The following is a 25,869-nucleotide window of genomic DNA, read 5'->3' as shown; positions in this document are numbered from 1 at the left end:
GTCCTGTTCCTTCCTTCAATTGCGGCGAAGCCGGCACGCGGCCGGCTTCGAAAAGATCTTCTGGTCGGGGACCGGGCGGCTGGTTAGGCCGCGGCCTCGATCAGGTTCCGGGCCTGCCCGATCCAGTCGTCCCGGGTGATGCGGCCGTTCAGCTTGAGGTCCGCATCGAGCTTGGCGACATCGTCGGGCTGCATCGCGCCGAGCTGCCAGTAGTGGAACACGCCGGCATCGTTCAGCTTGTTGGCCAGCTGCGGGCCGACGCCCGTCAGCTTCGTCAGGTCGTCCGGCGCGCCGCGCGGAGCCGCCAGGAGCTCGAAGGCCTCGGTCGGCTCGGCGAACTCGGTGGTCTCGGCGACCGGCAGGTCCTCGAGGATCGGCGCTTCCTCCGCGCCGAGATCGACGCCGAGATCGCCCTGGCTGCGGCCGATGCCGTCGACCGCCGCGCGGGCGATGAGGTCGCAATAGAGCGCGATGGCGCGGCCCGCATCGTCATTCGCCGGAACCGGGTAGGCGATGCCGTCCGGATCGCAGTTCGTGTCGACGATCGCGGCGACCGGGATGCCGAGGCGGCCCGCTTCCTTGATGGCCAGTTGCTCCTTGTTCGTGTCGATCACGAACAGGAGGTCCGGCACGCCGCCCATGTCCTTGATGCCGCCGAGGGCCTTCTCGAGCTTCTCCTTCTCGCGAGAGAGCATCAGGCGCTCTTTCTTGGTCAGGCCCGGTCCGCCGACGGACAGCGTCTCGTCCAGCGTGCGCAGCCGGCTGATCGAGCCGGAGATCGTCTTCCAGTTCGTCAGCATGCCGCCGAGCCAGCGGGAATTCACATAGTACTGCGCCGAACGCTTCGCCGCCTCGGCGACCGCGTCGGAGGCCTGCCGCTTCGTGCCGACGAACAGCACGCGGCCGCCCTTGGCGACCGTGTCGCTCACCGCCTGCAGGGCGCGGTGCAGCATCGGCACCGTCTGCGCGAGGTCGATGATGTGGATGTTGTTGCGGGTGCCGAAGATGTAGGTCGACATCTTCGGGTTCCAGCGGTGGGCCTGGTGGCCGAAATGCGCGCCCGCCTCGAGGAGCTGACGCATCGAAAAATCAGGAAGTGCCAAGGTTCTCTCCGGTTATGCCGCCGCGGCGCGAAGTGGCCCGGCGGGTGCCGGACACCGGATGCCTCATTGCAAATCATGAGGCCGCAACCGCGTGTGGAATACGCGCGCATATAGATGTCACGCGGCGGGATGGCAAGGCGAGCGCGCCTCGCGGGCGCGGGCGCGTTCTGCTTTTACGCGATCCCGGGCCTGTCGCGGTCGAGCCCCTTCTGGAGCAGGCGGGCCTCGTAGTCCCGCATGATCTCCGCCTGGCGCAGCCCCATGTCGAGCAGGAAGCCCCAGCCATAGATTCCGCTCGAATGCCCATCGTCGAAGGCGAGGCGGACGGCGTAGTTCCCGACCGGGTCGACCCGCAGGATGCGGACGTTCCGCTTGCCGGCGACGAGCTTGCGCTCGCTCGGCCCATGCCCCTGCACCTCCGCCGAGGGGCTTTCCACGCGCAGGAGTTCCGCCGGCACCTCGACCCGCCGGCCGTCCTCGAAGGAGACGGCGAGCACGCGCTTGTCGGAAAGAAGCCGAATCTCGGTCGGCCAGAGGTCCTGCGTCACACGTTGGATCCACTCATGCGGGTGAACGATTTACGGTCCAGATAGGACACCCTACATTAGCCGAGAGCACCTCGCCCCGGGAACCGGCACCAGCATGTCAGCCATCATTGCTCCGTCCGGCGCGGTCGACGCCCGGACGAACCTCGTCGATCCGTTCGGCCGGCACGTGACCTACCTCCGGGTCTCCGTGACGGACCGCTGCGACCTCCGCTGCGTCTATTGCATGGCGGAGGAGATGACCTTCCTGCCGAAGCGCGACCTCCTCACCCTGGAGGAGCTGGACCGCGTCTGCTCGGCCTTCGTTCGCAAGGGCGTGCGCAAGCTGCGGATCACGGGCGGCGAGCCTTTGGTGCGCCGTGACATTATGAGTCTGTTCCGGTCGCTCTCGCGGCATCTCGAGACGGACGCGCTGGACGAGCTCACCCTCACGACCAACGGCACGCTGCTGACGCGCTATGCGGCGGAACTCGCCGAATGCGGCGTTCGCCGCCTCAACGTGTCCGTCGACTCGCTCGACCCCGAGCGCTTCCGCCGCATCACGCGGCGGGGCGATCTCGCCCAGGTGTTGCGCGGCCTCGACGCCGCCCAGGCTGCCGGCATCAAGGTGAAGATCAACGCGGTCGCCCTGAAGGGCGTGAACGAGGACGAGATCGAATCCATGGTCGCCTGGGCGCATGGGCGCGGCATGGACCTGACCTTCATCGAGGTCATGCCCATGGGCGACATCGAGCCGGAGCGAATCGAGCAGTTCATGCCGCTCTCGGTCGTGCGCGAGCGACTCGCTGCGTCCTATACTCTTACGGACACGAGCGAGCGCACGGGCGGGCCCGCGCGCTACGTGCGCGTGGCGGAGACGGGCGGGCGCATCGGCTTCATCACGCCGCTCACCCACAATTTCTGCGAAAGCTGCAACCGCGTCCGACTCACCTGCACCGGCCAGCTCTTCATGTGCCTCGGCCAGGAGGATGCCGCCGACCTGCGCGCCGCCATGCGGGGGTCGGAGGGAGACGATCGGCTGGAGGCCGCCATCGACGAGGCGATCGGCCGCAAGCCCAAGGGGCACGACTTCGTCATCGAGCGCCAATCCAGGCCGGCAGTGCCGCGCCACATGAGCGTGACGGGGGGCTGACCGAAGCCCTTCCGGTCGGCGCTGCACCGAGCCGAACCACTCGGTCTTTAGTCTATCTTCGACTTGGCGGCTTGACGCTGGCCGCCTCCTGCCCTTGAGGTTGCCGCGATTTTTTGACGGACGCTGCCCGACGAAGCGGCGCCAGAGGGAAAACGCGTGACCGCCCTGCTCAGTCTCAGCCGCGCGATCGACGGCTTCACCCGCGCGATCGGGCGCATCTCCGCCTGGGCGATCCTCGTCGCTGTCCTCGTCTCGGCCGTGAACGCGATCGTCCGGAAGGCATTCGGGGTTTCTTCGAACGCCTGGCTCGAACTCCAGTGGTATCTGTTCGGCGCAGTCTTCATGTTCTGCGCTCCCTGGACGCTCGCCGTGAACGAGCACATCCGCATCGACATCGTCTCCTCGAAGCTGTCGGAGCGCGGCCGGAACATCATCGAGTTCATCGGCCTCTTCCTGTTTCTCCTTCCCTTCGCGCTGCTGATGACGGTGCTCTCCTGGCCCTTCTTCCTGAGCTCGTTCAGGAGCGGGGAGGTCTCGAGCAGCGCCGGCGGCCTGACGATCTGGCCTGCGAAACTCCTGATCCTGGTCGGCTTCGCGCTCCTGCTGGTCCAGTGGGTGAGCGAGGTGATCAAGCGCGTGGCGATCGCGCGCGGGATCATGGCGGATCCGCATGCCGTCGGGCACCAGACGGCCGCCGAGGCCGAGGCCGAGCGCCTGCTCGCCCTCACCGGCAGCGATCCGAACGTGAAACCCCCGGCCCTGCAGAGCTGACCCGTCGCGCCGCCCGCAACTCGTAATTCCTGTCCGAGGCTCACGTGGCTGAATTCATCGCCAACAACCTCGCGCCGATCATGTTCGCGGCGCTCGTCATCTTCCTGCTCCTCGGCTACCCGGTCGCCTTCGCGCTGGCCGCGAACGGGCTCCTCTTCTTCATCATCGCGGTCGAACTCGCGCCCTATGCGCCGCATTCGATCACGCTGAGCTGGCCCCTCCTGCAGGCGCTGCCCGAACGCGTCTTCCAGGTGATGTCGAACGAGGTGCTGCTGGCGGTACCGTTCTTCACATTCATGGGCCTGATCCTCGAACGGTCGGGCATGGCCGAGGACCTGCTCGACACGATCGGCCAGCTCTTCGGCACCATCCGCGGCGGCCTCGCCTATGCGGTGATCTTCGTCGGCGCGCTGCTCGCGGCGACCACAGGCGTGGTCGCGGCCTCCGTCATCTCCATGGGCCTGATCTCGCTGCCCATCATGCTGCGCTACGGCTACGACCGGCGCGTCGCCTCGGGCGTGATCGCGGCCTCCGGCACGCTCGCGCAGATCATCCCGCCCTCGCTCGTCCTCATCGTCATGGCCGACCAGCTCGGCCGCTCCGTCGGCGACATGTATGAGGGCGCGTTCCTGCCGGGCCTGATCCTCGCCGGCCTCTATGCCGGCTACGTGTTCCTGATGAGCATGATCTACCCGAAATCCGCCCCGGGCCTCCCGGTCGAGGCGATCGGGTACCGGGAGCCGGACGGCTCGCGCGGCGTCTGGCAGCTCGGCGTGCTCGTCCTCTTCTCCGGCCTCGTCGGCTACTACGTGATGACGCAGACGAGCATCCGGGGCGGCGCCGATTTCGTCATCCTGACGATCTGCGTCTCCACCGTGGTCGCGCTCATCTGCGCCGTGATGCACCGCTTCCTCGGCGCGAGCCGCGTGGTCCTCTCGGCCCTGTTCGTGGTCGTCCTCGGCGCGGCCTACCTCTTCCTGCACCGCGCCTACCCGAGCTACGAGGTCACCGCCCTCGTGATCGAGATGGTGGCGGCCGCCGCGCTCTATGCGCTGCTCGTCGGCCTCGTCGAGCGGATGGCCGGGTTGCGGCTGATGTCCCGGATGGCGACCCAGGTCACCTTCGTGATGGTGCCGCCGCTCCTCCTCATCTTCCTCGTGCTCGGCACCATCTTCATCGGCGTCGCGACCCCGACGGAGGGCGGCGCGATGGGTGCGCTCGGCTCCCTCATCCTCGCCGCCGTCAAGCGCCGGCTCGACCGCAATCCGGCGCGGTTCAACTGGTCGCTCGTCCAGCAGGCGACGGAATCGACCGCGAAGCTCTCCGCCTTCGTGATCTTCATCCTGCTCGGCGCGCGCGTGTTCTCGCTGACCTTCTATGGCGTCAACGGCCATATCTGGGTCGAGCACCTGATGACCTCGCTCCCGGGCGGCCAGACCGGCTTCCTGGTGGTCGTGAACGCGCTCGTCTTCGTGCTGGCGTTCTTCCTCGACTACTTCGAGCTCGCCTTCATCATCATCCCGCTGCTCGGACCCGTAGCCGACAAGCTCGGCATCGACCTGATCTGGTTCGGCGTGATGCTCGCCGTGAACATGCAGACGAGCTTCATGCACCCGCCCTTCGGCTTCGCGCTGTTCTTCCTGCGCTCGGTCGCCCCGAAGGTGCCCTATCTCGACCGCATCACGGGCAAGCAGATGGCGCCCGTGACCACCGGGCAGATCTACATGGGCTCGATCCCCTTCGTGGTGATCCAGCTCATCATGGTGGCGATCGTGATCTTCTACCCGCAGATCGTGATGCACTACAAAACGGCCGCAACGGTGGTGGATCCGGCCGCCGTGCAGCGCAGCCTCGACAACCTCTCGGTCCCCGGGCTCGACCTGCCGGGCGGAGGGGGCGGCCTGCCGCCGATCGACTTCGGCGCCCCGCCGAAGATCCAGTGAGTGCGGCGCGCCTGATAGGGTTGCTGGCTCTGGCGTGGCTCTCGGGCCCCGCCGCGGCACAGGCCCCATCCGCGCCGGCGCAGCCGATCCGCATCGCTACGGAGGGGGCCTACCCTCCGTTCAACTACGTGGAGAACAACGAGCCCGCCGGCTTCGAGATCGAGCTCGGCCGCGCCATGTGCGAGGCCATGGCGGCCACCTGCACCTTCGTCCTGCAGGACTGGGACGGGATGGTCTCCGGCCTCAAGGAGCGCCGCTACGACGCCATCATGTCGTCGATGGAGATCACGAAGGAGCGCAGGCACCGCGTCGCCTTCTCCAAGCGCTACTACGCGATCCCGGCGGCCCTCATGGCCTCCAAGGCGACCGCCGCCGATGCCGGGGGTGGCATCCCGGACCTCGTCGGCAAGAGCGTCGGCGTGGTCGCCGACAGCGAGTTCGCGGGCTACCTCGAGAGCACCTACCGGAGCGCCGACATCCGCCCCTTCGGCAAGCAGGAGGAGGCCAATCTCGACCTCCTCACCGGGCGGCTCGACTACGTGCTCGGCGACAAGCTCGAGATCTCGAAATTCCTCGACTCGCGCGAAGGCAAGATGTGCTGCCGCTTCATCGGCGACCTGCCCGTGAACCGGGGCGAGGGCGTGGGGGTCGCGGTGCGCAAGGGCGACACCACCCTGCTCGAGTTCTTCAACGCCGCGATCGACCGGGTGATCGCGAGCGGCGCCTACGACCGCATCCGGGCGAAATACGTTCCGTTCGACATCCGGTAGGCGGTTTGACCGCCCGCCGGTCGCTCCATAAGAGCGGCCTGACGATCAAGGGGGAAGCGATGGCGAAAGTGGCGTTCCTGGGCCTGGGCGTGATGGGCTACCCGATGGCCCGGCATCTCGGCCAGAAGGGGCACGAGGTGACGGTCTACAACCGGACCTTCGCCAAGGCCGAGAAGTGGGTCTCCGAGAACGGCGGCCGGGCGGCCCGGACCCCGGCCGAGGCGGCCGAGGGCCAGGAGATCGTCTTCGCCTGCGTCGGCAACGACGACGACCTCCGCTCGGTCACGACCGGGAAGGACGGCGCCTTCGCGGCCATGGGCAAGGGCCGGACCTTCGTCGACCACACGACCGCCTCGGCGGCCGTCGCGCGCGAGCTCGAGGCGAACGCGAAGGAGCGCGGCTTCGGCTTCATCGACGCGCCGGTCTCCGGCGGCCAGGCCGGGGCCGAGAACGGCGTCCTGACCGTGATGTGCGGCGGCGATGGCGCGACCTATGCGGCCGTCGAGCCCGTCATCATGAGCTATGCGCGGTCCTGCCGCCTGCTGGGGCCGTCGGGTTCCGGCCAGCTCGCCAAGATGATGAACCAGATCTGCATCGCCGGCCTCGTCCAGGGCCTCGCCGAGGCGGTGCATTTCGGCAAGCATTCCGGCCTCGACATCGAGGCCGTGCTCGACGTCATCTCGAAGGGCGCCGCCGGCTCCTGGCAGATGGAGAATCGCGGCAAGACCATGAACGAGGGCAAGTACGAGTTCGGCTTCGCCGTCGACTGGATGCGCAAGGACCTCGCGATCTGCCTGGAGGAAGCCCGCCGCAACGGCGCGACCCTCCCCGTCACGGCGCTGGTCGACCAGTTCTACGGCGAGGTGCAGCGCATGGGCGGCAACCGCTGGGACACGTCGAGCCTCCTCGCCCGCCTGCAGCAGAACGCGAAGAAGGCCTGAGGCCTCGCCGGTCGGACGGCCGCGGCCCGTCCGATCAAGCAATCTGACCGCGAGGGCACGCAATCGCCGTGCGGTGCCAGTCCTGGAACCGCATGAAGTGACGGAGGTCACGATGGCGTTCCTCAAGCCTGCCGTGCTTCCCCTTGCTGTTGCGCTTGCGCTGGGCCTGGGAAGCGGAGGGATCGCCGCCCCGCTCGGCTCGTCGCGGTCGGCCGTCGGCACGTCTGCCCTGGCGGACGGGCTGATCGTCGAGGTGCAGACCCCTGGAATGTACCGTCGCGCAGACCGGCGAATGGGGCGGCACGAACGACGGATGGATCGAAGGACAATGCGCCACGACCGGCGGATGGACCGGCGCTACGGCTACTAGCCTCCGGACCGATCACCATCAGCCTGCGCCCGGAGCCAGGGCAGAATGGCGGCGACGAGTTGCTCCGGTTCCTCGATCGGGATCATGTGTCCCGATCCTTCGATGAGGACCAGGGTGGAGCCCGGGATCCCGTGGTGGAGTTCCTCCGCCTCCTCCCGGCTGCGCAAGGCGTCCCGGTCTGCCGCGACGATCAGGGTCGGGCACCGGATCGCGGCGAGCCCGTCGAGGTCGCCTGCCCGCAGCTGGGCCGCCTGCCGCCGGAACACCTCGCCGCCCACCCGTTCGCTCATGGCCCGGACGCGCTCGATCAGCGCCTCATCGCCGGAGCGGGCCGGATGCAGCGAGGCGAGGATGGCGGCCCGGCTCACCCCGCCGAACCGGGCGGGGTCGACGGCGCTCGCGGCGGCGATCTTCCGCCGTGCCTGTTCGGGCGTGTCCGCCCGGGCGGAGGTCGCGATCAGTACGAGCGCCACGATCCGCTCCGGCGCGATCCGCACCATCTCCCGGGCCACATAGCCGCCCATCGAGAAGCCGATCAGCGCGAACCGATCCGGCGCCTGCCGGAGCATGTCCTCCGCCATCTCCCGGATGGTGGACGAGCGGCCCGGGTCGCCGCGGATGACGGGCCCGAGCACCGCGAGCTCCGGGGCGACCTCGTCCCACAAGGAGCCGTCCGTCATGAAACCGGGGATCAGAAGAATATTCATCGAAGGGGCGCCGGGAGCGGAAGGGGGTGCTGCTTCCTACAGGTCACCCATCGCGGCTTCACCTGGAACCTCGGCCGAACGATGAAGCTCTGGTCCCCGCCGGATGCAGGAACGGCTCTCGATTTTCCAGCCGCTGCTCTCGAAAAGGTTTGAGCCAGCTCTGGATCTCGGCTTCCTGAGGCGGGCGGCCGTCGTGGCCGCGTCCGGCCGACGGAATTTCCAGCCCGATGCATGACACCGAGGTGGCGCTGTACGAGGCGCCGTCGCTCTACGATGCCGTCGTTCCGCCAGGCCCGTGCGAGAGCTTCTATCGGAGGCTCGCCGCACGGCGCGGCGGGCCCGTGCTCGAACTCGCCTGCGGCACCGGACGCATCTCGGTGCCGCTCGCGAAGGACGGGCACGAGGTCGTGGGCATCGACAACTCCGCCGCGATGCTCGAGGCGGCGCGGCGCAAGGCGGCCGGCGCCCGCGTGGAGATCGCGTTCGTCCAGGACGACATGCGGTCGTTCGAGCTCGGGCGCGACTTCGCCCTCGTCATCGTGTCCTGCAATTCGCTGTCCCACCTCGTCACCAACGAGGAGCTCGTCGGCGGATTGGAGCGGATCGCCCGGCACCTCGCCCCCGGCGGCCGGCTCGCCTTCGACGTCGTGAACCCGCGCATCGACGAACTCTCCCGGCCGTACCGGGCGAGCGTCACGCTCGACCCTCCCGGCCGGCCGCCGCGACCAGCGGCGATCGAGGAGCTCCTCGCCTATGATCCGGTCGCGCAGGTGCGGGTCCTCAGGTGGCAGCTCGGCGACGAGGACAGCGAGCGCCGACGGACCCGGGAGATGCGGCTCCGGACGATCTTCCCGCAGGAACTGCCGCTGCTCCTGCACGCCGCCGGGCTCGAGCTGGAAGCACGCTTCGGCGATTTCGACGGCAATCCCCTCACGGGGGATAGCCTGAACCAGGTCTGCATCGCGCGCCGCAGCCGGGGCGAGATCCGGCAATGACGCCGGTCGCCTCCGCCTGATCCAGCCCGGGCGCTGTCCATCTGGGCCCCGCCGCCGAAATTTCGTTTGTTCCTTTTGGGACGGGTTCCGTACCGAATCGGCGCCCGCCCGCCTCATCCATCGCGCCCGGCGTTGCTCCCGAGGTCGGGCCGGCGCGACTTCGTCCCGATCACCAAGCCCGGAGATACGCTTGAGCCTCGCCCAGGAAAGCTCGCCCGCACCGCGCCCCGTCTCCCTGATGCGGGCGTTCCTCGACAATTCGGCGTCGGGCGGTCTGGTACTCATGGCGGCGGCGGCCCTCGCCCTCGTGGTCGCCAACTCGCCGCTCGCGCCGGCCTATTTCGCCGCCCTGCACGCCTATCTCGGGCCCTTGAGCGTCCAGCACTGGATCAATGACGGCCTGATGGCCGTGTTCTTTCTGCTGGTCGGGCTGGAGATCAAGCGCGAGATCCTGGACGGCCAGCTCTCCACCTGGAGCCGGCGCATCCTGCCGGGCATCGCGGCGGCCGGCGGCATGCTCGTCCCGGCGCTGATCTTCGTGGCGTTCAACTGGGGCGATCCGCAGATCCTGCGGGGCTGGGCCATCCCGTCGGCGACCGACATCGCCTTCGCGCTCGGCGTGGTCGCGCTGCTCGGCTCGCGGGTGCCGACCTCGCTGAAGGTGTTCCTGACGGCGCTCGCCATCCTCGACGACCTCGGGGCGGTCGCGATCATCGCGGTGTTCTACACGGGCGAGCTCAACGGGATGGCGCTCGGCGGCGCGGCGCTCGTCCTTGCCGTGCTGGTTGCGATGAACCGGCTGCGGATCGTCCGGCTCCTGCCCTATCTGCTGCTGGGCGCGGTCCTGTGGTTCCTGGTGCTTCGCTCCGGCGTCCACGCGACCGTCGCCGGCGTGCTGCTCGCGCTGACCATCCCGCTGCGGACCTCGCCGGGACAACCGGACGACATCCCGCATTCCCCGCTCCACCAGCTCGAGCATGCTCTCCAGCCCTGGGTCGCGATGGCGATCGTCCCGATCTTCGGGTTCGCGAATGCCGGCGTGTCCTTCGCCGGGGTGACGACGGACAAGCTGACCGAACCGCTGACGCTGGGCGTGGCCCTCGGCCTTCTCGTCGGCAAGCTCGTCGGGGTCTTCGGCAGCGCGATGCTGACGATCCGCCTCGGCTTCGCCGACGTGCCGATGGGCGCCGGCCGGCTGCAGCTGCTCGGCATCTCCCTCCTGTGCGGGATCGGCTTCACGATGAGCCTGTTCATCGGGATGCTGGCCTTCGCCGATAACGCGGCCCTGCAGGACGGGGTGAAGATCGGGATCCTCACCGGCTCCCTGGTCGCGGGGCTGCTCGGCTGGGCCGTGCTCATGGTGGCGCCGCGCGACGTGCCGGCCCCCGCCCCGCGCCGGCGGGCCCGGTCCAAGATCGAGATCGCATAGGCAGCCCGGCGGCGGCGGTTCAGCTCGGAGCCGCGACCAGCCGGGCGACCTCCCCCCGGAGCACCGGCAGGAGCTCCGCCTCGAACCAGGGATGGCGCTTCAGCCATCCGGTGTTGCGCCAGGACGGATGGGGGAGCGGGAGCACGCGCGGATGCCGCTCCTCCGCGAAGATCTCGCGCCAGCGGGCGACCGTGGCCGTGAGGCCCGCCCGCCCCGGCCCGAGATGCCAGGCCTGGGCATAGAGGCCGATCACCAGGATCAGCTCCAGCCGCGGCAGGGCGGCGAAGACGGGCTCGCGCCAGGTCGGGGCGCATTCGCGCCGCGGCGGCATGTCCCCGCCGTGGCGGTCGTAGCCCGGGAAGCAATGCCCCATCGGCACGATGGCGAGCCGCTTCGGATCGTAGAACCGAGCCTCGTCGAGCCCGAGCCAGGAGCGCAGCCGCACGCCCGAGGGATCGTCGAAGGGTCGCCCGCTGATATTGGCGCGGTTGCCGGGCGCCTGGCTCGCGATGCAGAGCCGCGCCGAGGGGGAGCCCTGCAGGATCGGCCGCGGCTCGTGCGGGAGCGCCGGCCCGTGGCGGGGCGCCTCGCGGCAGATCCGGCAGGCGCGAAGGCGGGCCGCGACCTCCTCGAAGGGCTCCGTCCCGCCCGGCTGCATCTCGTTCATGCGGGCGAGAAAGACCGGACCGCCCTCCCCGTCCATGCGACCTCTTGCGCCCTCAGGCCTTGGCGCTCGGCCGCTCCGACAGCCGGGCGTGCCAGCGGCGGACATGGCCGAACTCCTCCGGCACGGCGAGCTTCGCCGGCTTCATGAAATCGAGCCCGACGAGCCCGGTGATGTCCGCAACCGTCAGGGTGTCCCCGCAGATGAATTCCTGGCCCTCGAGCTCCTTGTCGAGCACGCCGAGGAAGCGGAGCACGCGCTCCTTGTTGGCCTCGCCCCATTCGGACACCTGCGGCACCTCCATCTGCGCCATCGCGGGATGGAGATGGCGGAACACCGCCGCCACCTGCATCAGGAGCCCGAACTCGATCCGCCGCTGCCACATCTCGACGAGCGCGCGCGTGAAGGCGTCGGTGCCGAAGAGCGGCGGCTCCGGGTGCAGCTCCTCGATGTAGCGGCAGATGGCGATCGTCTCGGTCAGCACGAAGCCGTCGTCGAGGACCAGCGCCGGCACCTGCTGAACGGGGTTCAGGGCGGAATAGGCCTCGCCCTTGTGCTCGAGCTTGCCGATGTCGACCTGCTCGGTCGGGATGGAGATTCCCTTCTCGGCAAGGAAGATCTTCACCCGCCGGGGGTTGGGCGCGCGTCCCGAATCGTAGAGCTTCATCCTGTTCCTCCCGCCGGGATCGTCCCTGTCGCGGAGGCTTTTTCGCGAAGGTCCCGCAGGCCCGCAAGCACCTTCAGCGTCCGTGCGCCGCGCGCCAGGCCGAGGGCCGCTCGAACCGCCCTGCCCAGAGCCCGGCGGCGCGCCCGCGCGCCTCCCGCTCCTCAGGCTCGTAGCGGCCATAGGAGACGGCGAGGCCGTCCGTGACCAGCGCCGCGCCGACGTCCCGCCCCGCCGCCTCGCAGACCGCGAGGTCCCGTCCGTACTTGTCCCGGCCGGTGAGCGTGCAGGTCAGGCCGCCCCTGGCCAGCGCGCGAAGGCCTTCGCGGGCGACCTCGCCGCAGCGATAGGTGCCGCCACCCGGGCGCTCGCAGGTCTGGGACAGCTCGGGCGCATCCACGCCGGCGAGCCGGATGCGGCGGCCGCCGACCTCGAGCGAATCCCCGTCCACCACGCGGGGAAGCCCCTCGACGCGCTCCGCCTCGCGCTGCACCGAGACCACCCCGATCGCGAGAGCGACCAGGATCAGGGTCGCCAGAAGGCCGTCGATGCGCCGCAACATGGATGGAGGTGAAAAACTTCGGGGGTGAACATCGACTTTACGGATATCGTCAGGGGGAGGTTAACGTTTCCGAAGCATGCTCAATTGGACCGGAGCGTAACCCCGGACGAGTGCGCGTGCGTAGATGGGCGAGTTGACGGCTCAGATTGTCCAGCAGGGGCGTCGCCCCACGCTGCACGGCGCCGTGCATCGCCGGAAGCTATCGCAGGAGATGCGGAGCGCCCGCGAAAAGCTGACCTCCTCCGTCGGCCTCGAACGCTCCTACGAATACGAGCTCGTCCGCGTCTACGCGCAATACCACAGCGGCAGTTCGCTCCTCCTGCTCGCCCTCGCGGTCGTCATCGCGGGAATATCGTCGCTCTGGGTCCCGATCGGGCTCGCGACCGGATGGCTCTTCCTGGCCGTCGTGGTGATCGGCATCAAGCTGGTCCTGTCGCAGCGCTTCCTCGCAACGCCGCCGGAGGAGGTGCGGCTGCCGGATTGGCGGCGCCGCTTCATGCTCGCCGAGCTCATCACGGGCCTCGTCTGGGCCCTGAGCGTCCTGACGCTCGCGAAGGTCGAGACCGGAACCAGCGGCTTCGCGCTCTTCGTGGTGCTGATCGTCACCGCCGTGACGGCGAGCCTTTCGGCCACGATCCCGCTCGCCGTCTATCTCGGCGTAGCGCCCGTCGGGGCGATCGCGGTCTCGGTCGCGCTGAGCGAGCGCGACTTCAACGCCTTCATGATGCTCGTCATGACGTCGAGCGCGGTCGCCTTCTTCCTGCTGCTCGCGACGCGCCTCTATGCGAACTCGCTCTCGAGCATCCAGTCCCGCGCCGAGAAGGACGCGATGTTCGCCGAGCTGGAACAGGCCAAGGCGAATTCCGACGAAGCCCGGCGGCGGGCCGAGGAGGCGAACCTCGCCAAGTCGCGCTTCCTCGCCACCATGAGCCATGAGCTCCGCACGCCGCTCAACGCCATCCTGGGCTTCTCGGAGGTGATGAAGAACGAGGTGTTCGGCACGCACGCGACGCCCGCCTACAAGGACTACTCGGCCGACATCCACGGCTCGGGCCAGCACCTCCTGACGCTGATCAACGAGATCCTGGACCTCTCCCGCATCGAGGCGGGCCGCTACGAGCTCAACGAGGAGGCCGTCGAGCTCTCGCATATCGTGACGGAGTGCCGTCACATGCTGAACCTCAAGGCCAAGGCGAAGAACCAGAGCTTCCGCGAATTCCTCGACCCCTCCCTCCCGCGGCTGTGGGCGGACGAGCGGGCCGTGCGGCAGATCGTGCTGAACATCCTGTCCAACGCGGTGAAGTTCACGCCCCAGGGCGGCGAGATCACCATCAAGGTCGGCTGGACGTCGTCTGGCGGCCAGTATCTCAGCGTGAACGATACCGGCCCCGGCATCCCCGAGGACGAGATCCCCGTCGTCATGTCGTCCTTCGGCCGCGGCTCGCTGGCCATCAAGACGGCCGAGCAGGGCTCCGGCCTCGGGCTGCCGATCGTGAAGGGCCTCGTCGACCTCCATGGCGGCGGCTTCCAGCTGAAATCGAAGCCGCGCGAGGGCACGGAGGTGATCGTCACCTTCCCGGCCGCCCGCGTCATCGACGCCCTGCCGGCCGTCGACATGAAGCCGAAGAACTCGAAGGCGGCCTGACCCGGGGATTCTTCCGGAGGTGACGAACGCGAGCGGGCACGCCACATAGGGTTCATGCCTCGCGTCTCCAGCCCCTGCCTTCGCGTCTGCATCCTCGACCCCGAGAGCGGGCTCTGCGAGGGCTGCGGACGCACACGCGACGAGATCGCCCGGTGGGGCAGCATGAGCGAGGACGAGCGCCTCGCCATCATGGCGGGACTCGACGAGCGGATGCGCCGCCTGCTCCTCCCCGAGCGGGCGCAATCGGAAGCCGGCTGATGGGTGCCGTTGGCTGGGGCTGGATCGTCGCCGTCATCGCCTGGGCGGTGGCGGTCGTCGGAAGCGGGCCCATCGCGGGCTTCTCCACGACCGAGATTGCCTCGGCGCTGGCGTTCCTGGCCGTCGCCCTGATGCTCACCGGCTGGGCGACGCAACGCTCCCGCGGGACGTGGCGCAACGCGGTCGCCTCCGTTGCGATCTGGGTCGTGCTGGTCGGCAGCCTCGGGGCGGCCTACCTGCACCGGACCGAACTCGGCGAGGCCATCCGCGGCGTCAGCGAGGAGATCGGCCTCGGCCTGCCGGAGGCCACAATCATCCAGGGCGGGGAGGTGGCCGTGAACCGCCGCTATGACGGCACCTTCGTCATCCCGGCCAGGATCAACGACCGGGACGTGCCGTTCCTGTTCGACACCGGCGCGAGTTCGGTGGTCCTCTCCGCCGAGACGGCCGCCATCCTCGGCTTCAAGCCGGAGACGCTGAACTTCCGCATACCCGTATCCACGGCGAACGGGCGCGGCCTCGCCGCGCCGATCACCATCGAGCGCCTCAGCGTCGGGCCGATCCAGATGCGGCGGCTCTCCGCGCTGGTCGCCCGCCCAGGGATGCTCGAAGGCAACCTTCTCGGCCAGACCTTCCTGGAGCGGCTGGACTCCTACGAGGTCCGCGGCCGACGCCTCGTCTTGCGCGCCGCGAAGGCTTAAACCCGACCAAACGTCCGAACGACGCCGAACAGGAGACGCCCTTGCCCGAGACCATGACCGCGATCGAGATCACGGCGCCCGGCGCACCCGAGGTGCTGAAGCCGGGCAGCCGGCCGGTGCCGAAGCCGACGGAGGGCGAGGTCCTCATCGAGGTCCACGCGGCCGGCATCAACCGGCCGGACGTGTTCCAGCGCAAGGGGCATTACGATCCGCCGCCCGGCGCCAGCGACATCCCGGGCCTCGAGATCGCAGGCCGGGTGGTCGAGATCGGGCCCGACGTCTCCGACCTGAAGGTCGGCGACGAGGTCTGCGCCCTGGTGGCCGGCGGCGGCTATGCCGAGTTCTGCACCGCCCCCGCGGCCCAGTGCCTGCCGGTGCCGAAGGGCCTGAGCATGATCGAGGCGGCCGCCCTGCCGGAGACCTTCTTCACGGTCTGGAGCAACGTCTTCGACCGCGGCCTGCTCAAGAGCGGCGAGACGCTGCTGGTCCATGGCGGCTCATCCGGCATCGGCACGACGGCGATCCAGCTCGCCAAGGCGGCGGGGGCGCGCGTCTTCACCACCGCCGGCAGCGCGGAGAAATGCGAGGCCTGCGTGAAGCTCGGCGCCGACCGGGCCATCAACTACCGCGAGGAGGATTTCGCGGCGGTCGTGAAGGAGGCCACCGGCGGCAAGGGCGTCGACGTCGTCCTCGACATGGTCGGCGGCGACTACATCCCGCGCTCGATCTCGGTCATGGCGCCGGACGGCCGCCACGTCTCGATCGCCTTCCTGCGCGGCTCGAAGGCGGAGATCGACTTCAACCGCGTCATGCGCAACCGGCTGACGCTCACCGGCTCGACCCTGCGTCCGCGCCCGATCGCCGACAAGGCCGCCATCGCGGCCAAGCTCAGGGAGCATGTCTGGCCGAAGCTCTCCGACGGCTCCATCCGGCCGCTCGTCCACGCCACCTTCCCGCTCGCGGAGGCCGCGAAGGGCCATGCGCTGATGGAATCGAGCCAGCATATCGGCAAGATCGTCCTCGTCGTGCGAGGGGCGGCGGCATGACCCCGACCGCGAACGTCAACGACCCGTCGAGCATCGAGCAGGTCTATCCGCTCGACCGCTTCCGCCAGGATGCGAACCGCAACAGCATCCCGAATGGCCGTATCCTGTACGGCCTGACGGTGCTGTCGCCGCCTGACGAGAGCGGCGCCTTCCACCTGCAGCAGGCGGAGCGGCAGAGCGGCGAGCGCGATCGGCCGGTCGGCGGATACGCGAGATTCCTCCCGGCGACGGGGTGCGCGGGGGACCTGGAGGCGGACAAGGCCGATTACGCCAGCTTCCTCGCGCGCGTCACCGAGACGGCGCGACAGCTGCGCGAGGTGGAGCCCGCGGATGGCCGCCTGCACGGATTTCGCGGAGGGTAGCGGACCGGCATCCGGCCCGCGGAGAAAAGTCGGGCTCCGGCAAGGCTTTATGCTGGTATTCCAGAGCAGAATCCGGCTATTTTTTCGGCGTGCAGAAGACAGCAGCCCGCCCTCGCCTGAACGTTGCCCCGCTCGACGCGAGCGTGAGCCTACGCGCGCTCGCGTACGACTCGCTGAAACGCGCCATCACGGACATGGACATCTACGGGGCGGACGAGGAAATCCGTCTCGACGAACGCCAACTCTCGCAGGATCTCGGCGTCAGCCGCACGCCGATCCGCGAGGCGCTGACCGTGCTGGAGCAGGAGGGCTTCGTCCGCTCCGTCCCGCGGCGGGGCATCTTCGTCATCCGCAAGTCGAAGCGCGAGATCATCGAACTCATCCAGGTCTGGGCGGCGCTCGAGAGCATGGCGGCACGGCTCGCGGCCGAGCGCGCGAGCGACGCGGAACTGGCCGGCCTGAAGACGATCTTCTCGGAGTTCGAGCAGGACCAGCCCGGCGAGCACGTGCACGAATATTCGGACGCCAATATCCGCTTCCACCAGACCATCATCCGGCTCGGCGGCTGCACGCTGATCCAGGAGATGACCGAGAACCTGTTCCTGCACATGCGGGCCATCCGGGCCGTGTCCGTCCGGCAGAGCAACCGCGCCGCGCAGTCGAAGGCCGACCACGAACGCATCATCGCCGCGCTGCAGCGCCGCGACGCGCTCGGTGCCGAAGCCGCCGTCCGCGACCACACGCTCGGGCTCGCGGAGCACGTGGCGAAGCACGGCGTGTTTCACGAGGATTGAGGCGAGGCGCCGACGAGCGCAGCCCGGCCGGAAGGGTCGCGCCTAATCCCAGGCGGCCGCTCGGATGCTCACCCCTCGAAATCGGGAAAAGCCTTGCCGGCGTAGAGAGGCGGCCCCACCCGCGAATAGGCCGCGGCCACCTGGAATGCGCCGAGATCGTCGAACCTGTCGCCGATGATCTGCATGCCGATCGGCATGTCCTCCGGTCCGAGGCCAAGTGGAGCGGAGACGACCGGATAGCGGCTCAGCAGGTTCCATGGCCAGGTCAAGAGGAAGTTCAATCCGCGCACCGGCTTGCCATCGACGTTGACGCTGTCGTTCGCGGGATCCAGGCCATGTTCGGCCGGAATGAAAGGCGTCGCGAGCGTCGGCATGATCAACGCCCGGCAACCGCGCTGGAAGACCTGCTCCTGCACGCGACGATTGTAGCGCGCGAGAAGCGCATCGGCTGCGGCCAGTTGATCTGGCCCCAGATGGGTCAGCTTGCTTGCCAGTTCGCGCACATACGGCGTGAGCTTGTCCGGGTCGCGCCTCGCCTGGGACAGCAACGCGCCCAGCGCGGTCGAGAACAGACCGAGGTTGAAGGTCTGGAGGTCTGACGCCTGGAAGTCGAGATCCACTTGCTCGATGCTCGCGCCCAGTTCGCGCAGCCGCGCGAGACCGTTTTCCAAGGCGTCTCGGACCGACGGGTCCAACGGCGTCACCCCGGTACCTGGATCGAAGGCGATCCTCCATCCCTCGATCGGGCCGTAGGTTGCCGGAAAGTCGAGGCGGGGCGACAGCGAGGAATGCACCATCGGGTGCGGGCCGACCATGGCGCGCGTGAAGAGGTTGAGGTCGTCGAAGGTCCGGGCGAGCGGACCCTCTGTTTCGTAGACGATCTCGCTCGTCGGGATGCGGCCGAACGGCGGCTTGAAGCCATACAGGCCGCATTGGGACGAGGGGATTCGGATCGACCCGCCCATGTCCGAGCCGAGCCCCAAGGTCGTGAACCCAGCAGCCAGCGCGGCGCCGGTGCCTCCGGACGAACCGCCCGGCGAGTATCGCAGGTTCCACGGGTCGCGCGTGATCCCCCATAGCCGAGTTGCCGTGGTCGCCCACGAGTAGAATTCTGGGACGGTGGTCTGGATCGGGAACACGGCCCCGGCCGCGCGAAGCCCCTCGATCACCGGGCCATCGGCCTGCTCGGGCGGAGCATCCTTCCGGAGGAGGGTGCCCATGGTGGTCACCCATCCCTTCACGGCGTACTCGTCCTTCACCGCGACGGTGATGCCTTCGAGAGGTCGCGCGGTGCCCGCCCGGTAGCGGCGCTCCGACTCGCGGGCAGCGGCGAGCGCTTCGTCGAAATGCTGGTAGGTGATGCAGTTCACCTTGCCGTTCAGGCGATTGATCCGCCGGATCTGCGCCTCCAGCACCGCGACCGGAGACAGTTCGCCCGAACGGAAGGCCGGGATCAGCCGCGTCGCCGGCATCCAGGCGATCTCCTCGCCGGCCGGCGCTGCGAAGGCAGTTCCCCCGACGGCGAAGGCTGCACCGATCCCGCCGGTGCCTCTGAGAACGTCGCGGCGACTCAGCATGTGAGACCTCCATCGCCGGGCGATCGCGCCGGCGTGGGGAGCGGTCGAGCCCAACAGGGAGTTTCACCTGGAGGTTCCTGGTCTGGCGCGTTGGGCCGCATAGCGAACATTTCCGCGGCGACCGGCGGCACGATCACCGGATCTCATCCAGGTCTGGGCGGCGCTTGAGTTTCAGTGGCTCCAGCCCGTCATTGCGAGCGCCAGCGAAGCAATCCACCCTCTCCGCCTCGTTCCCGCTCACCTCGGAGAAGGCCGGGGTCTAGTCCCTGGGCACCGGCCTTCGCCGGTGTGAGCGGAATGCCGAGTTGACAAACCTAGCATTTATTCCTATATCCTCCGCACTCCCCTCTCGCGAGGGAGCCGCGTGCGCACCGGTCACGTCTGGCGGAGGGGAGGACGGGTCCCAGGGTCTCGGTCCGGTCGGCCGGGGCGCTTGGGCGGCTGACCGGGCGTTTGCCCATGGGGCCGAAAAGACCGTCGCGGGATGCAAGTCGGGGTAACCCGACTTGCGGATCCGGAATGTTGCCGAAGGCGGCAACGGCCGGGTTCGCCGGGAGGGACCTGAGCACCCACCCAGATTCCAGCGCTCTACAAATTTAGGCCGGAGAACCGGCATCCCGCTCCCCTCGAGGATTTCGGGCCGGCTCTTTGACAGTGCCGATGGACCAGACCCCGGACCGGGGAAGGACGGCGCGTGCCTGCTGGCGGCCGAGCCGCCTGATCCCTCCCCTCCAGGGGAGGGCCGAGTCGCGCCGCAGGCGCGAACCGGGGTGGGGTTGCGGCTAGGCAGGCAGCCCCACCCGGCCCTCCGCTTCGCTCGGGCCACCCTCCCCTCCGGGGAGGGATCAGACCCCGGACACTGGCTTGCGCCGGTGTGAGCGGAGGGGGAGCGAGAGCCCTCCCCTACTCGGCCGCCATCTTGTCCGGCGTGCCGCCGATCGCGCCCGATTGCCGGATCTGGTCCATCTGGTTCTCGTTGAAGCCGAGCACGTCGCGGAGGATCTCCTCCGTGTGCTCGCCGAGAAGCGGCGAACGGACCACCTCGGCGGGCGAATCCGACAGTTTTATCGGGTTTCCGACCGTGATGTACTTGCCGCGGGTGGGGTGATCGACCTCGACGAGCGTGCCGGTCGCATAGAGCGACTGGTCCTGCGCGATCTCCTTCATGGAAAGGATCGGCCCGCAGGGGATGTCGTACTTGTTGAGGATCTCCATCGCCTCGAACTTGTCGTGCTGGGTCGTCCAGGCCTCGATGCGGCCGAAGATCTCGTTCAGGCGCGGCAGGCGCGCGGCGGGCTTGGCGTAATCCGGGTGCGTCTTCCACTCCGGCTCGCCGATCACGTCGCAGATCTTCTCCCAGACGGGCGCCTGGGTGATGAAGTAGATGTAGGCGTTCGGGTCCGTCTCCCAGCCCTTGCACTTGAGGATGCGGCCGGGCTGGCCGCCGCCGGAATCGTTGCCGGCCCGCGGGGTCGCGTCGCCGAACGGAATGCCCTCGCCGTATTGCGAGTACTCGGTGAGCGGCCCGTGGGCGAGGCGCTGCTGGTCGCGCAGCTTCACGCGGCAGAGGTTCAGCACGCCGTCCTGCATGGCGCAGGTGACCTTCTGGCCCTTGCCGGTCTTCTCGCGCTGGAACAGCGCGGTCACGATGCCGAGCGCGAGGTGGAGGCCGGTGCCGGAATCGCCGATCTGCGCGCCCGTGACCAGCGGGATCCCGTCGCGGAAGCCGGTCGTCGAGGCCGCGCCGCCGGTGCATTGCGCGACGTTCTCGTAGACCTTGCAATCCTCGTAGGGGCCGGGGCCGAAGCCCTTGATCGAGGCCACGATCATGCGGGGGTTCAGGCTGTGGATGTGGTCCCAGGTGAGGCCCATCCGGTCGAGCGCGCCCGGTGCGAAGTTCTCGACGAGGACGTCGCAGGTCTTGATCAGCGCCTCGAGGACTTCCTTGCCCTTGGGGTTCTTCGAATCGATCGTGATCGAGCGCTTGTTGTGGTTCAGCATCGTGAAATAGAGGCTGTCCGCGTCCTTCACGTCCCGAAGCTGGCCGCGGGTGATGTCGCCGACACCCGGCCGCTCCACCTTGATCACGTCAGCCCCGAACCAGGCGAGAAGCTGCGTGCAGGTCGGGCCCGACTGCACATGCGTGAAATCGAGGATGCGGACGCCGTCCAATGCCTTGGTCATGAGATCCCTCCGATCGATCGGCGGGGCGAGGTCGCCCGCCCCTATGCTGCGATGGTGAAACCGTCTCGCCCGCGAGGGGCGGGACGCGCTCGTCTCGTCAGGCCGCGCCGGCGGTCCCGGTCTCGGTGCCTTCCGGCTTCGGCTGCTTCTTCTTGAGGGCGCTTTGCGGGTTGAGGTTGCCGATGCGGCCGCTCTCGCTGCCCGCCGCCGGGTCGATCACGGCGTTGATGAGGGTGGGCTTGCCCGAATCCATCGCCTCGACCACCGCCCGCCGGAGCTCGTCGGGGCTCGTCGCGTTCACGCCGACGCCCCCGAAGGCCTCGATCATCTTGTCGTAGCGGGCGCCCTTCACGAAGACCGTGGTGGCCGGGTCGTCCCCGCCGGCATTCTGGTCCGTGCCGCGGTAGATGCCGTCGTTGTTGAAGACGACCACGCAGACCGGGAGGTTGTACCGGCAGATGGTCTCGATCTCCATGCCGGAGAACCCGAAGGCGCTGTCGCCCTCGACGGCGAGGACCGGGTTGCCCGTCTCGACCGCGGCCGCGATCGAGTAGCCCATGCCGATGCCCATGATGCCCCAGGTGCCGACATCGATGCGCTTCCTCGGCTGGTACATGTCGATGATGCCGCGGGCGAGGTCGAGCGTGTTGGCGCCCTCGTTCACCAGGATGGCGTTCGGCCGGTCCTTGATGATCTGGCGCAGCACGCCGAGCGCGCCGTGGTAGTCCATCGGCAGGTTGTTGTTCATGAGCCGCGGCGCCATCTTGGCGACGTTGTCGTCCCGCTTCTTGGAGACCGCGCCGATCCAGTCGGCCGAAGGCTTCGCCCAGCCGCCGCCCATCTCCTTGAGGATCGCCTCGACACAGGAGCCGATGTCGCCCACGACCGGCGCGACGATCTCGACGTTGGAGTCCATCTCCTTGGGCTCGATGTCGATCTGGATGAACTTCTTCGGCGCGTCGCCCCAGGCCTTGCCCTTGCCGTGCGAGAGCAGCCAGTTCAGTCGCGCGCCGATCAGCATGACGACGTCCGAATCCTTCAGCACCGTCGAACGCGCCGCCCCGGCGCATTGCGGATGCGTGTCGGGCAGGAGGCCCTTCGCCATGCTCATCGGCAGGAAGGGCACGCCGGAGGTCTCGACGAGGTTGCGGATCGCGTCGTCCGCCTGGGCGTAGGAGGCGCCCTTGCCGAGGATGATCAGGGGTTTCTTCGCGCCCTTCAGCACCTCGACGGCGCGCTTCACGGCGGAGGGCGCCGGGATCTGCGCCGGCGCGGCGTCGATCACCTTCACGAGCGACTTGCGGCCGGCCTCCGCGTCCATGACCTGGCCGAAGAGCTTCGCCGGCAGGTCGAGATAGACACCGCCCGGACGTCCCGAGACCGCGGCCCGGATCGCCCGGGCGATGCCGATGCCGATATCCTGCGCGTGCAGCACCCGGAAGGCCGCCTTGCACATCGTCTTGGCGACGGCGAGCTGGTCCATCTCCTCGTAGTCGCCCTGCTGCAGGTCGACGATCTCCCGCTCGGAGGAGCCCGAGATGAGGATCATCGGGAAGCAGTTCGTGGTGGCGTGCGCGAGCGCCGTGAGGCCGTTCAGGAAGCCGGGCGCCGACACCGTGAGGCACACGCCGGGCTTCTTGGTGAGGTAGCCCGCGATTGAGGCGGCGTAGCCGGCATTCTGCTCGTGGCGGAAGGAGAAGACGCGCATCCCCTCGGCCTGCATCATCCGGCCGAGATCCGTAATCGGGATGCCCGGCACGTTGTAGATGTTGGTGATGCCGTTCAGCTTGAGCGCGTCGATGACCAGGTGGAAACCGTCCGTCAGCTCCGGCTCGGTGCCGATGTCCTCAACGTTTTGATCGATGCTCCGCACTGCCGACATTCTGCTCCCTCCGAAACCCTATGTTGAATCGTTCCTCGTCCCGCTAGGCGGGCGGACTGGCCGCATCCTGAGCGGGAGCGATCGCCTGGCAGCAGACGAGCACGCCGGCGCTGCCGCAAAAGCCGTCACCCGCCCGGCGGCAGCGGCACCCGCCGCACGTGGCGAGCCCCGAAGCGGCGGGTAGCCGCTCCCGACTTTCGCGCAAGCATGTCAGGGCCATGCAGCCCCTCCCCGGCGTCCCGCGCCACGCATTGCGCAGAGGTCGGCGGACCGTCCCTCACGCTGTCCAAAGCGAGCGTCTTCTCCCGCCATTATCGTTGGCATGCCAAATACCAGAGGTCAATCTGGCGTGCGTCTCCGACCTTCTGACGCTTGACATCCCGGCGCCTTGGCATGCCAAATACCAGCATGGGTTCGAGCCCGTTTCGGGTGGCTCAAACCACCGCGTTCCGGCAGGATCGAACCAAAGGCGCGCACCGACGTGCCCGGATCAGGAGGAGACCATATGGCTGAGGCAGCACTCAAGCGCAGCGACGATTACGGCTCGGCCGCGAAGGACGAGGTGCGGCGCGTTCTCGACCACGTGAAGGCCGAGGGCCGCACCAGCCTGACGGCGCCCGAAGGCAAGCTCGTCTGCGACGCCTACGGCATTCCGGTGCCGAAGGAGGATGTTGCGACCTCCGCTTCCGACGCGACCCGGCTGGCCGATTCGATGGGCTATCCCGTCGTGCTGAAGATCGTCTCCCCGGACATCCTGCATAAGACGGAAGCGGGCGGCGTCCTCGTGGGGCTGAAGAGCGCCGACGAGGTGGCGAAGGGCTACGAGACAATCCTCGCCAACGCCAAGAAGTACAAGGCCGACGCGAAGATCGACGGCGTCCAGATCCAGCAGATGCTGAAGGGCGGCACCGAGGTCATCGTCGGAGCCATCACGGACGGCTCCTTCGGCAAGCTCGTCGCCTTCGGCCTCGGCGGCGTGCTCGTGGAGGTCCTGAAGGACATCACGTTCCGCTTGGCGCCCGCGACGCGCGAGGACGCGCTCTCCATGCTCGACGGCATCCAGGCCCACGAGATGCTGAAGGGCGTGCGCGGCGGCGACCCGGTGAACCGCGAGGCGGTCGCCAACGTGATCGTGAAGGTCAGCCAGCTCGTCTCCGACTTCCCCGAGATCTCCGAGCTCGACCTCAACCCCGTCTTCGCCACGAAGGACGACGCCATCGCGGCGGACGTGCGCATCGTGGTGGATTTCGACGCGAAGCTCCGTCCGGCCGTCCGCTCCAACGAGGAGATCGTGACCGCCATGAACCGCATCATGCGGCCGAAGGCGGTCGCCGTGATCGGCGCCTCCGCCGAGGCCGGCAAGATCGGCAACTCGGTGATGAAGAACCTCATCAACGGCGGCTACAAGGGCGAGATCTACCCGATCCACCCGAAGGCCGACGAGATCCTCGGCTACAAGGCCTATAAGAGCGTCAAGGACGTCGAGGGCGTGATCGACACGGCCGTCTTCGCCATCCCGGCGAAGTTCGTGGCCGCGGCTCTGACCGAGTGCGGCGAGAAGCAGATCCCCGGCGCGGTGCTCATCCCGTCGGGCTTCGCGGAGGCCGGCGAGCCGGCACTCCAGGAGGAGATCGTCGAGGTCGGCAAGAAGTACAACATCCGGCTCATGGGGCCGAACATCTACGGCTTCTACTACACGCCCGAGAATCTCTGCGCGACCTTCTGCACGGCTTATGACGTGAAGGGCTCGGCCGCCCTGTCCTCCCAGTCGGGCGGCATCGGCATGGCCATCATCGGCTTCTCGCGCTCGGCCAAGATGGGCGTCTCGGCCATCGTCGGGCTCGGCAACAAGTCGGACATCGACGAGGACGATCTGCTCGCCTTCTTCGAGCAGGACGACAACACCAAGGTCATCGCCCAGCATTGCGAAGACCTGAAGGACGGCCGCGCCTTCGCGGAAGCCGCCAAGCGCGTCTCCAAGAAGAAGCCGGTCATCGTGCTCAAGGCGGGCCGCACCTCGGCCGGCGCCAAGGCAGCCGCATCCCACACGGGCGCGCTCGCGGGCAACGACAAGATCTACGAGGACGTGCTCAAGCAGTCGGGTGTGGTGCGCGCCCGCTCGCTGCGGCAGCTCCTCGAGTTCGCCCGCGGCGTTCCGATCCTGCCGACCCCGAAGGGCGAGAACGTCCTGATCATCACGGGTGCGGGCGGATCGGGCGTGCTCTTGTCGGACTCGGTGGTCGATAACGGCCTGTCGCTGATGCAGATGCCGCCGGACCTCGACGAGGCGTTCAAGAAGTTCATCCCGCCCTTCGGAGCGTCCGGCAACCCGGTCGACATCACGGGCGGCGAGCCGCCGAAGACCTACCAGAACACGGTGAAGCTGGGCCTCGAGGACGACCGTATCCACGCGCTCATCCTGGGCTACTGGCACACGATCGTGACGCCGCCGATGGTCTTCGCCAGGCTGATGGTCGAGGTGGTCGAGGAGATGAAGGCGAAGGGCAAGGTGAAGCCCGTCGTCGCCTCCCTCGCGGGTGACGTGGAAGTCGAGGAGGCCGCGCAGTACCTCTACGATCACGGCATCCCGGCCTATGCCTACTCGACCGAGTTGCCGGTCGAGGTGCTCGGCGCCAAGTACAAGTGGGCCCGCGGCGCGGGGCTCCTCTGAGCTGGCGCGACGTCATGGCCGGGCTTGGCCCGGCCATCCCGTTCGACACAGTGAGCGCTTCCAATCGAGATGGCCGGGCCAAGCCCGGCCATGACAAGCGTGGGCCATGAACAGCCACAATCCAGGCGTTAGGGCCGGGACCGCAGCGGCGCG

24 protein-coding genes are annotated in these 25,869 nt (G+C 68.4%); 15 read left to right on the top strand and 9 right to left on the bottom strand.

Features of this window, described 5'->3' with window-relative positions; genetic code table 11:
- Positions 1 to 83: 83 nt before the first annotated feature.
- Both ACO2SS_RS00120 and ACO2SS_RS00115 read right to left on the bottom strand, forming a co-directional pair.
- Entirely contained in the window at positions 84 to 1,103 is a 1,020-nt protein-coding gene (locus tag ACO2SS_RS00120; RefSeq protein WP_423275533.1) for a 30S ribosomal protein S2, read from the bottom strand.
- A 173-nt stretch (positions 1,104 to 1,276) separates the two neighbouring features.
- Positions 1,277 to 1,651 (bottom strand): gamma-butyrobetaine hydroxylase-like domain-containing protein, encoded by a 375-nt coding sequence (locus ACO2SS_RS00115; protein WP_423275532.1) that lies wholly within the window; start codon positions 1,649 to 1,651, stop codon positions 1,277 to 1,279.
- 94 nt (positions 1,652 to 1,745) lie between these two features.
- On the opposite strand from ACO2SS_RS00115, the gene moaA reads away from it, so the two are divergent.
- The 6 genes from moaA to ACO2SS_RS00085 all read left to right on the top strand — a co-directional run bounded on the left by moaA (position 1,746) and on the right by ACO2SS_RS00085 (position 7,575).
- Entirely contained in the window at positions 1,746 to 2,780 is a 1,035-nt protein-coding gene (gene moaA / locus ACO2SS_RS00110) for a GTP 3',8-cyclase MoaA (RefSeq protein WP_423275531.1), read from the top strand.
- Positions 2,781 to 2,936: 156 nt separating this feature from the next.
- On the top strand, positions 2,937 to 3,551 hold the full coding sequence (locus ACO2SS_RS00105) for a TRAP transporter small permease subunit (RefSeq protein WP_423275530.1): 615 nt from the start codon (positions 2,937 to 2,939) through the stop codon (positions 3,549 to 3,551).
- 44 nt (positions 3,552 to 3,595) lie between these two features.
- A complete protein-coding gene (locus ACO2SS_RS00100) occupies positions 3,596 to 5,494 on the top strand; it encodes a TRAP transporter large permease (RefSeq protein WP_423275529.1) in 1,899 nt (632 codons plus the stop codon).
- A complete protein-coding gene (locus tag ACO2SS_RS00095; RefSeq protein ID WP_423275528.1) occupies positions 5,491 to 6,264 on the top strand; it encodes a transporter substrate-binding domain-containing protein in 774 nt (257 codons plus the stop codon). The genes ACO2SS_RS00100 and ACO2SS_RS00095 overlap by 4 nt, the downstream gene beginning before the upstream one ends.
- 59 nt (positions 6,265 to 6,323) lie before the next feature.
- On the top strand, positions 6,324 to 7,205 hold the full coding sequence (locus ACO2SS_RS00090; RefSeq protein ID WP_423275527.1) for an NAD(P)-dependent oxidoreductase: 882 nt from the start codon (positions 6,324 to 6,326) through the stop codon (positions 7,203 to 7,205).
- Positions 7,206 to 7,317: 112 nt separating this feature from the next.
- The gene (locus tag ACO2SS_RS00085; RefSeq protein ID WP_423275526.1) at positions 7,318 to 7,575 is read left to right on the top strand and encodes a hypothetical protein; all 258 of its coding nucleotides are present in this window, start codon (positions 7,318 to 7,320) and stop codon (positions 7,573 to 7,575) included.
- Here the strand turns inward: ACO2SS_RS00085 and ACO2SS_RS00080 are convergent.
- A complete protein-coding gene (locus ACO2SS_RS00080) occupies positions 7,572 to 8,282 on the bottom strand; it encodes an alpha/beta fold hydrolase (protein ID WP_423275525.1) in 711 nt (236 codons plus the stop codon). The two genes, ACO2SS_RS00085 and ACO2SS_RS00080, sit on opposite strands and share 4 nt — an antisense overlap.
- Before the next feature lie 227 nt (positions 8,283 to 8,509).
- On the opposite strand from ACO2SS_RS00080, the gene ACO2SS_RS00075 reads away from it, so the two are divergent.
- Both ACO2SS_RS00075 and nhaA read left to right on the top strand, forming a co-directional pair.
- A complete protein-coding gene (locus ACO2SS_RS00075) occupies positions 8,510 to 9,277 on the top strand; it encodes a class I SAM-dependent methyltransferase (protein WP_423275524.1) in 768 nt (255 codons plus the stop codon).
- Positions 9,278 to 9,467: 190 nt separating this feature from the next.
- Entirely contained in the window at positions 9,468 to 10,706 is a 1,239-nt protein-coding gene (nhaA, locus tag ACO2SS_RS00070) for a Na+/H+ antiporter NhaA (protein WP_423275523.1), read from the top strand.
- A 19-nt stretch (positions 10,707 to 10,725) separates the two neighbouring features.
- Here nhaA and ACO2SS_RS00065 read toward each other — a convergent pair whose 3' ends face one another.
- From ACO2SS_RS00065 to ACO2SS_RS00055, 3 genes are all read right to left on the bottom strand, one after another.
- Positions 10,726 to 11,364, bottom strand: coding sequence for a uracil-DNA glycosylase family protein (locus ACO2SS_RS00065; RefSeq protein ID WP_423276200.1), 639 nt, complete (start codon positions 11,362 to 11,364; stop codon positions 10,726 to 10,728).
- Between the two features lie 61 nt (positions 11,365 to 11,425).
- Entirely contained in the window at positions 11,426 to 12,037 is a 612-nt protein-coding gene (locus ACO2SS_RS00060; RefSeq protein ID WP_423275522.1) for a glutathione S-transferase family protein, read from the bottom strand.
- A 73-nt stretch (positions 12,038 to 12,110) separates the two neighbouring features.
- Positions 12,111 to 12,596: a thermonuclease family protein gene (locus ACO2SS_RS00055; protein ID WP_423275521.1), complete on the bottom strand. Its 486-nt coding sequence runs from the start codon at positions 12,594 to 12,596 to the stop codon at positions 12,111 to 12,113.
- A gap of 124 nt (positions 12,597 to 12,720) precedes the next feature.
- On the opposite strand from ACO2SS_RS00055, the gene ACO2SS_RS00050 reads away from it, so the two are divergent.
- The 6 genes from ACO2SS_RS00050 to ACO2SS_RS00025 all read left to right on the top strand — a co-directional run bounded on the left by ACO2SS_RS00050 (position 12,721) and on the right by ACO2SS_RS00025 (position 17,402).
- The gene (locus tag ACO2SS_RS00050) at positions 12,721 to 14,241 is read left to right on the top strand and encodes a sensor histidine kinase (protein ID WP_423275520.1); all 1,521 of its coding nucleotides are present in this window, start codon (positions 12,721 to 12,723) and stop codon (positions 14,239 to 14,241) included.
- Between the two features lie 54 nt (positions 14,242 to 14,295).
- A complete protein-coding gene (locus ACO2SS_RS00045) occupies positions 14,296 to 14,499 on the top strand; it encodes a DUF1289 domain-containing protein (RefSeq protein WP_423275519.1) in 204 nt (67 codons plus the stop codon).
- A complete protein-coding gene (locus ACO2SS_RS00040; RefSeq protein ID WP_423275518.1) occupies positions 14,499 to 15,200 on the top strand; it encodes a retropepsin-like aspartic protease family protein in 702 nt (233 codons plus the stop codon). Before ACO2SS_RS00045 ends, ACO2SS_RS00040 begins: the two co-directional genes overlap by 1 nt.
- Positions 15,201 to 15,253: 53 nt before the next feature.
- Positions 15,254 to 16,246 carry an NAD(P)H-quinone oxidoreductase gene (locus ACO2SS_RS00035; protein WP_423276199.1) on the top strand — a complete coding sequence of 331 codons (993 nt, stop codon included), beginning with the start codon at positions 15,254 to 15,256 and terminating at the stop codon, positions 16,244 to 16,246.
- Positions 16,243 to 16,608 (top strand): hypothetical protein, encoded by a 366-nt coding sequence (locus tag ACO2SS_RS00030; RefSeq protein WP_423275517.1) that lies wholly within the window; start codon positions 16,243 to 16,245, stop codon positions 16,606 to 16,608. Before ACO2SS_RS00035 ends, ACO2SS_RS00030 begins: the two co-directional genes overlap by 4 nt.
- An 89-nt stretch (positions 16,609 to 16,697) precedes the next feature.
- Positions 16,698 to 17,402 (top strand): GntR family transcriptional regulator, encoded by a 705-nt coding sequence (locus tag ACO2SS_RS00025; protein WP_423275516.1) that lies wholly within the window; start codon positions 16,698 to 16,700, stop codon positions 17,400 to 17,402.
- A 68-nt stretch (positions 17,403 to 17,470) separates the two neighbouring features.
- Here the strand turns inward: ACO2SS_RS00025 and ACO2SS_RS00020 are convergent, their stop codons facing one another.
- The 3 genes from ACO2SS_RS00020 to oxc all read right to left on the bottom strand — a co-directional run bounded on the left by ACO2SS_RS00020 (position 17,471) and on the right by oxc (position 23,045).
- On the bottom strand, positions 17,471 to 18,979 hold the full coding sequence (locus tag ACO2SS_RS00020; RefSeq protein ID WP_423275515.1) for an amidase family protein: 1,509 nt from the start codon (positions 18,977 to 18,979) through the stop codon (positions 17,471 to 17,473).
- A 903-nt stretch (positions 18,980 to 19,882) separates the two neighbouring features.
- Positions 19,883 to 21,163 (bottom strand): formyl-CoA transferase, encoded by a 1,281-nt coding sequence (gene frc, locus ACO2SS_RS00015; RefSeq protein ID WP_423275514.1) that lies wholly within the window; start codon positions 21,161 to 21,163, stop codon positions 19,883 to 19,885.
- Positions 21,164 to 21,260: 97 nt separating this feature from the next.
- On the bottom strand, positions 21,261 to 23,045 hold the full coding sequence (oxc, locus tag ACO2SS_RS00010; protein WP_423275513.1) for an oxalyl-CoA decarboxylase: 1,785 nt from the start codon (positions 23,043 to 23,045) through the stop codon (positions 21,261 to 21,263).
- A gap of 505 nt (positions 23,046 to 23,550) precedes the next feature.
- On the opposite strand from oxc, the gene ACO2SS_RS00005 reads away from it, so the two are divergent.
- A complete protein-coding gene (locus ACO2SS_RS00005; protein ID WP_423275512.1) occupies positions 23,551 to 25,716 on the top strand; it encodes an acetate--CoA ligase family protein in 2,166 nt (721 codons plus the stop codon).
- The last annotated feature ends 153 nt before the right edge of the window (positions 25,717 to 25,869 follow it).

The sequence above is a fragment of the Enterovirga sp. CN4-39 genome (genome assembly GCF_049446235.1).
GTDB lineage: Bacteria > Pseudomonadota > Alphaproteobacteria > Rhizobiales > Beijerinckiaceae > Enterovirga.
The sequence above is the reverse complement of the archived record's forward strand: the minus strand, read 5'-3'. Positions and strand labels throughout refer to the sequence as shown.

What these genes read in the sequence shown, in the direction of transcription:
- moaA (WP_423275531.1), top strand. Translation starts at nt 1,746, where the DNA reads ATGTCAGCCATCATTGCTCCGTCCGGCGCGGTCGACGCCCGGACGAAC.
- ACO2SS_RS00090 (WP_423275527.1), top strand. Translation starts at nt 6,324, where the DNA reads ATGGCGAAAGTGGCGTTCCTGGGCCTGGGCGTGATGGGCTACCCGATG.
- ACO2SS_RS00085 (WP_423275526.1), top strand. Translation starts at nt 7,318, where the DNA reads ATGGCGTTCCTCAAGCCTGCCGTGCTTCCCCTTGCTGTTGCGCTTGCG.
- ACO2SS_RS00080 (WP_423275525.1), bottom strand. Translation starts at nt 8,282, where the DNA reads ATGAATATTCTTCTGATCCCCGGTTTCATGACGGACGGCTCCTTGTGG.
- ACO2SS_RS00075 (WP_423275524.1), top strand. Translation starts at nt 8,510, where the DNA reads ATGCATGACACCGAGGTGGCGCTGTACGAGGCGCCGTCGCTCTACGAT.
- ACO2SS_RS00065 (WP_423276200.1), bottom strand. Translation starts at nt 11,364, where the DNA reads ATGCAGCCGGGCGGGACGGAGCCCTTCGAGGAGGTCGCGGCCCGCCTT.
- ACO2SS_RS00060 (WP_423275522.1), bottom strand. Translation starts at nt 12,037, where the DNA reads ATGAAGCTCTACGATTCGGGACGCGCGCCCAACCCCCGGCGGGTGAAG.
- ACO2SS_RS00055 (WP_423275521.1), bottom strand. Translation starts at nt 12,596, where the DNA reads ATGTTGCGGCGCATCGACGGCCTTCTGGCGACCCTGATCCTGGTCGCT.
- ACO2SS_RS00050 (WP_423275520.1), top strand. Translation starts at nt 12,721, where the DNA reads ATGGGCGAGTTGACGGCTCAGATTGTCCAGCAGGGGCGTCGCCCCACG.
- ACO2SS_RS00045 (WP_423275519.1), top strand. Translation starts at nt 14,296, where the DNA reads ATGCCTCGCGTCTCCAGCCCCTGCCTTCGCGTCTGCATCCTCGACCCC.
- ACO2SS_RS00040 (WP_423275518.1), top strand. Translation starts at nt 14,499, where the DNA reads ATGGGTGCCGTTGGCTGGGGCTGGATCGTCGCCGTCATCGCCTGGGCG.
- ACO2SS_RS00035 (WP_423276199.1), top strand. Translation starts at nt 15,254, where the DNA reads ATGACCGCGATCGAGATCACGGCGCCCGGCGCACCCGAGGTGCTGAAG.
- ACO2SS_RS00030 (WP_423275517.1), top strand. Translation starts at nt 16,243, where the DNA reads ATGACCCCGACCGCGAACGTCAACGACCCGTCGAGCATCGAGCAGGTC.
- ACO2SS_RS00020 (WP_423275515.1), bottom strand. Translation starts at nt 18,979, where the DNA reads ATGCTGAGTCGCCGCGACGTTCTCAGAGGCACCGGCGGGATCGGTGCA.
- frc (WP_423275514.1), bottom strand. Translation starts at nt 21,163, where the DNA reads ATGACCAAGGCATTGGACGGCGTCCGCATCCTCGATTTCACGCATGTG.
- oxc (WP_423275513.1), bottom strand. Translation starts at nt 23,045, where the DNA reads ATGTCGGCAGTGCGGAGCATCGATCAAAACGTTGAGGACATCGGCACC.
- ACO2SS_RS00005 (WP_423275512.1), top strand. Translation starts at nt 23,551, where the DNA reads ATGGCTGAGGCAGCACTCAAGCGCAGCGACGATTACGGCTCGGCCGCG.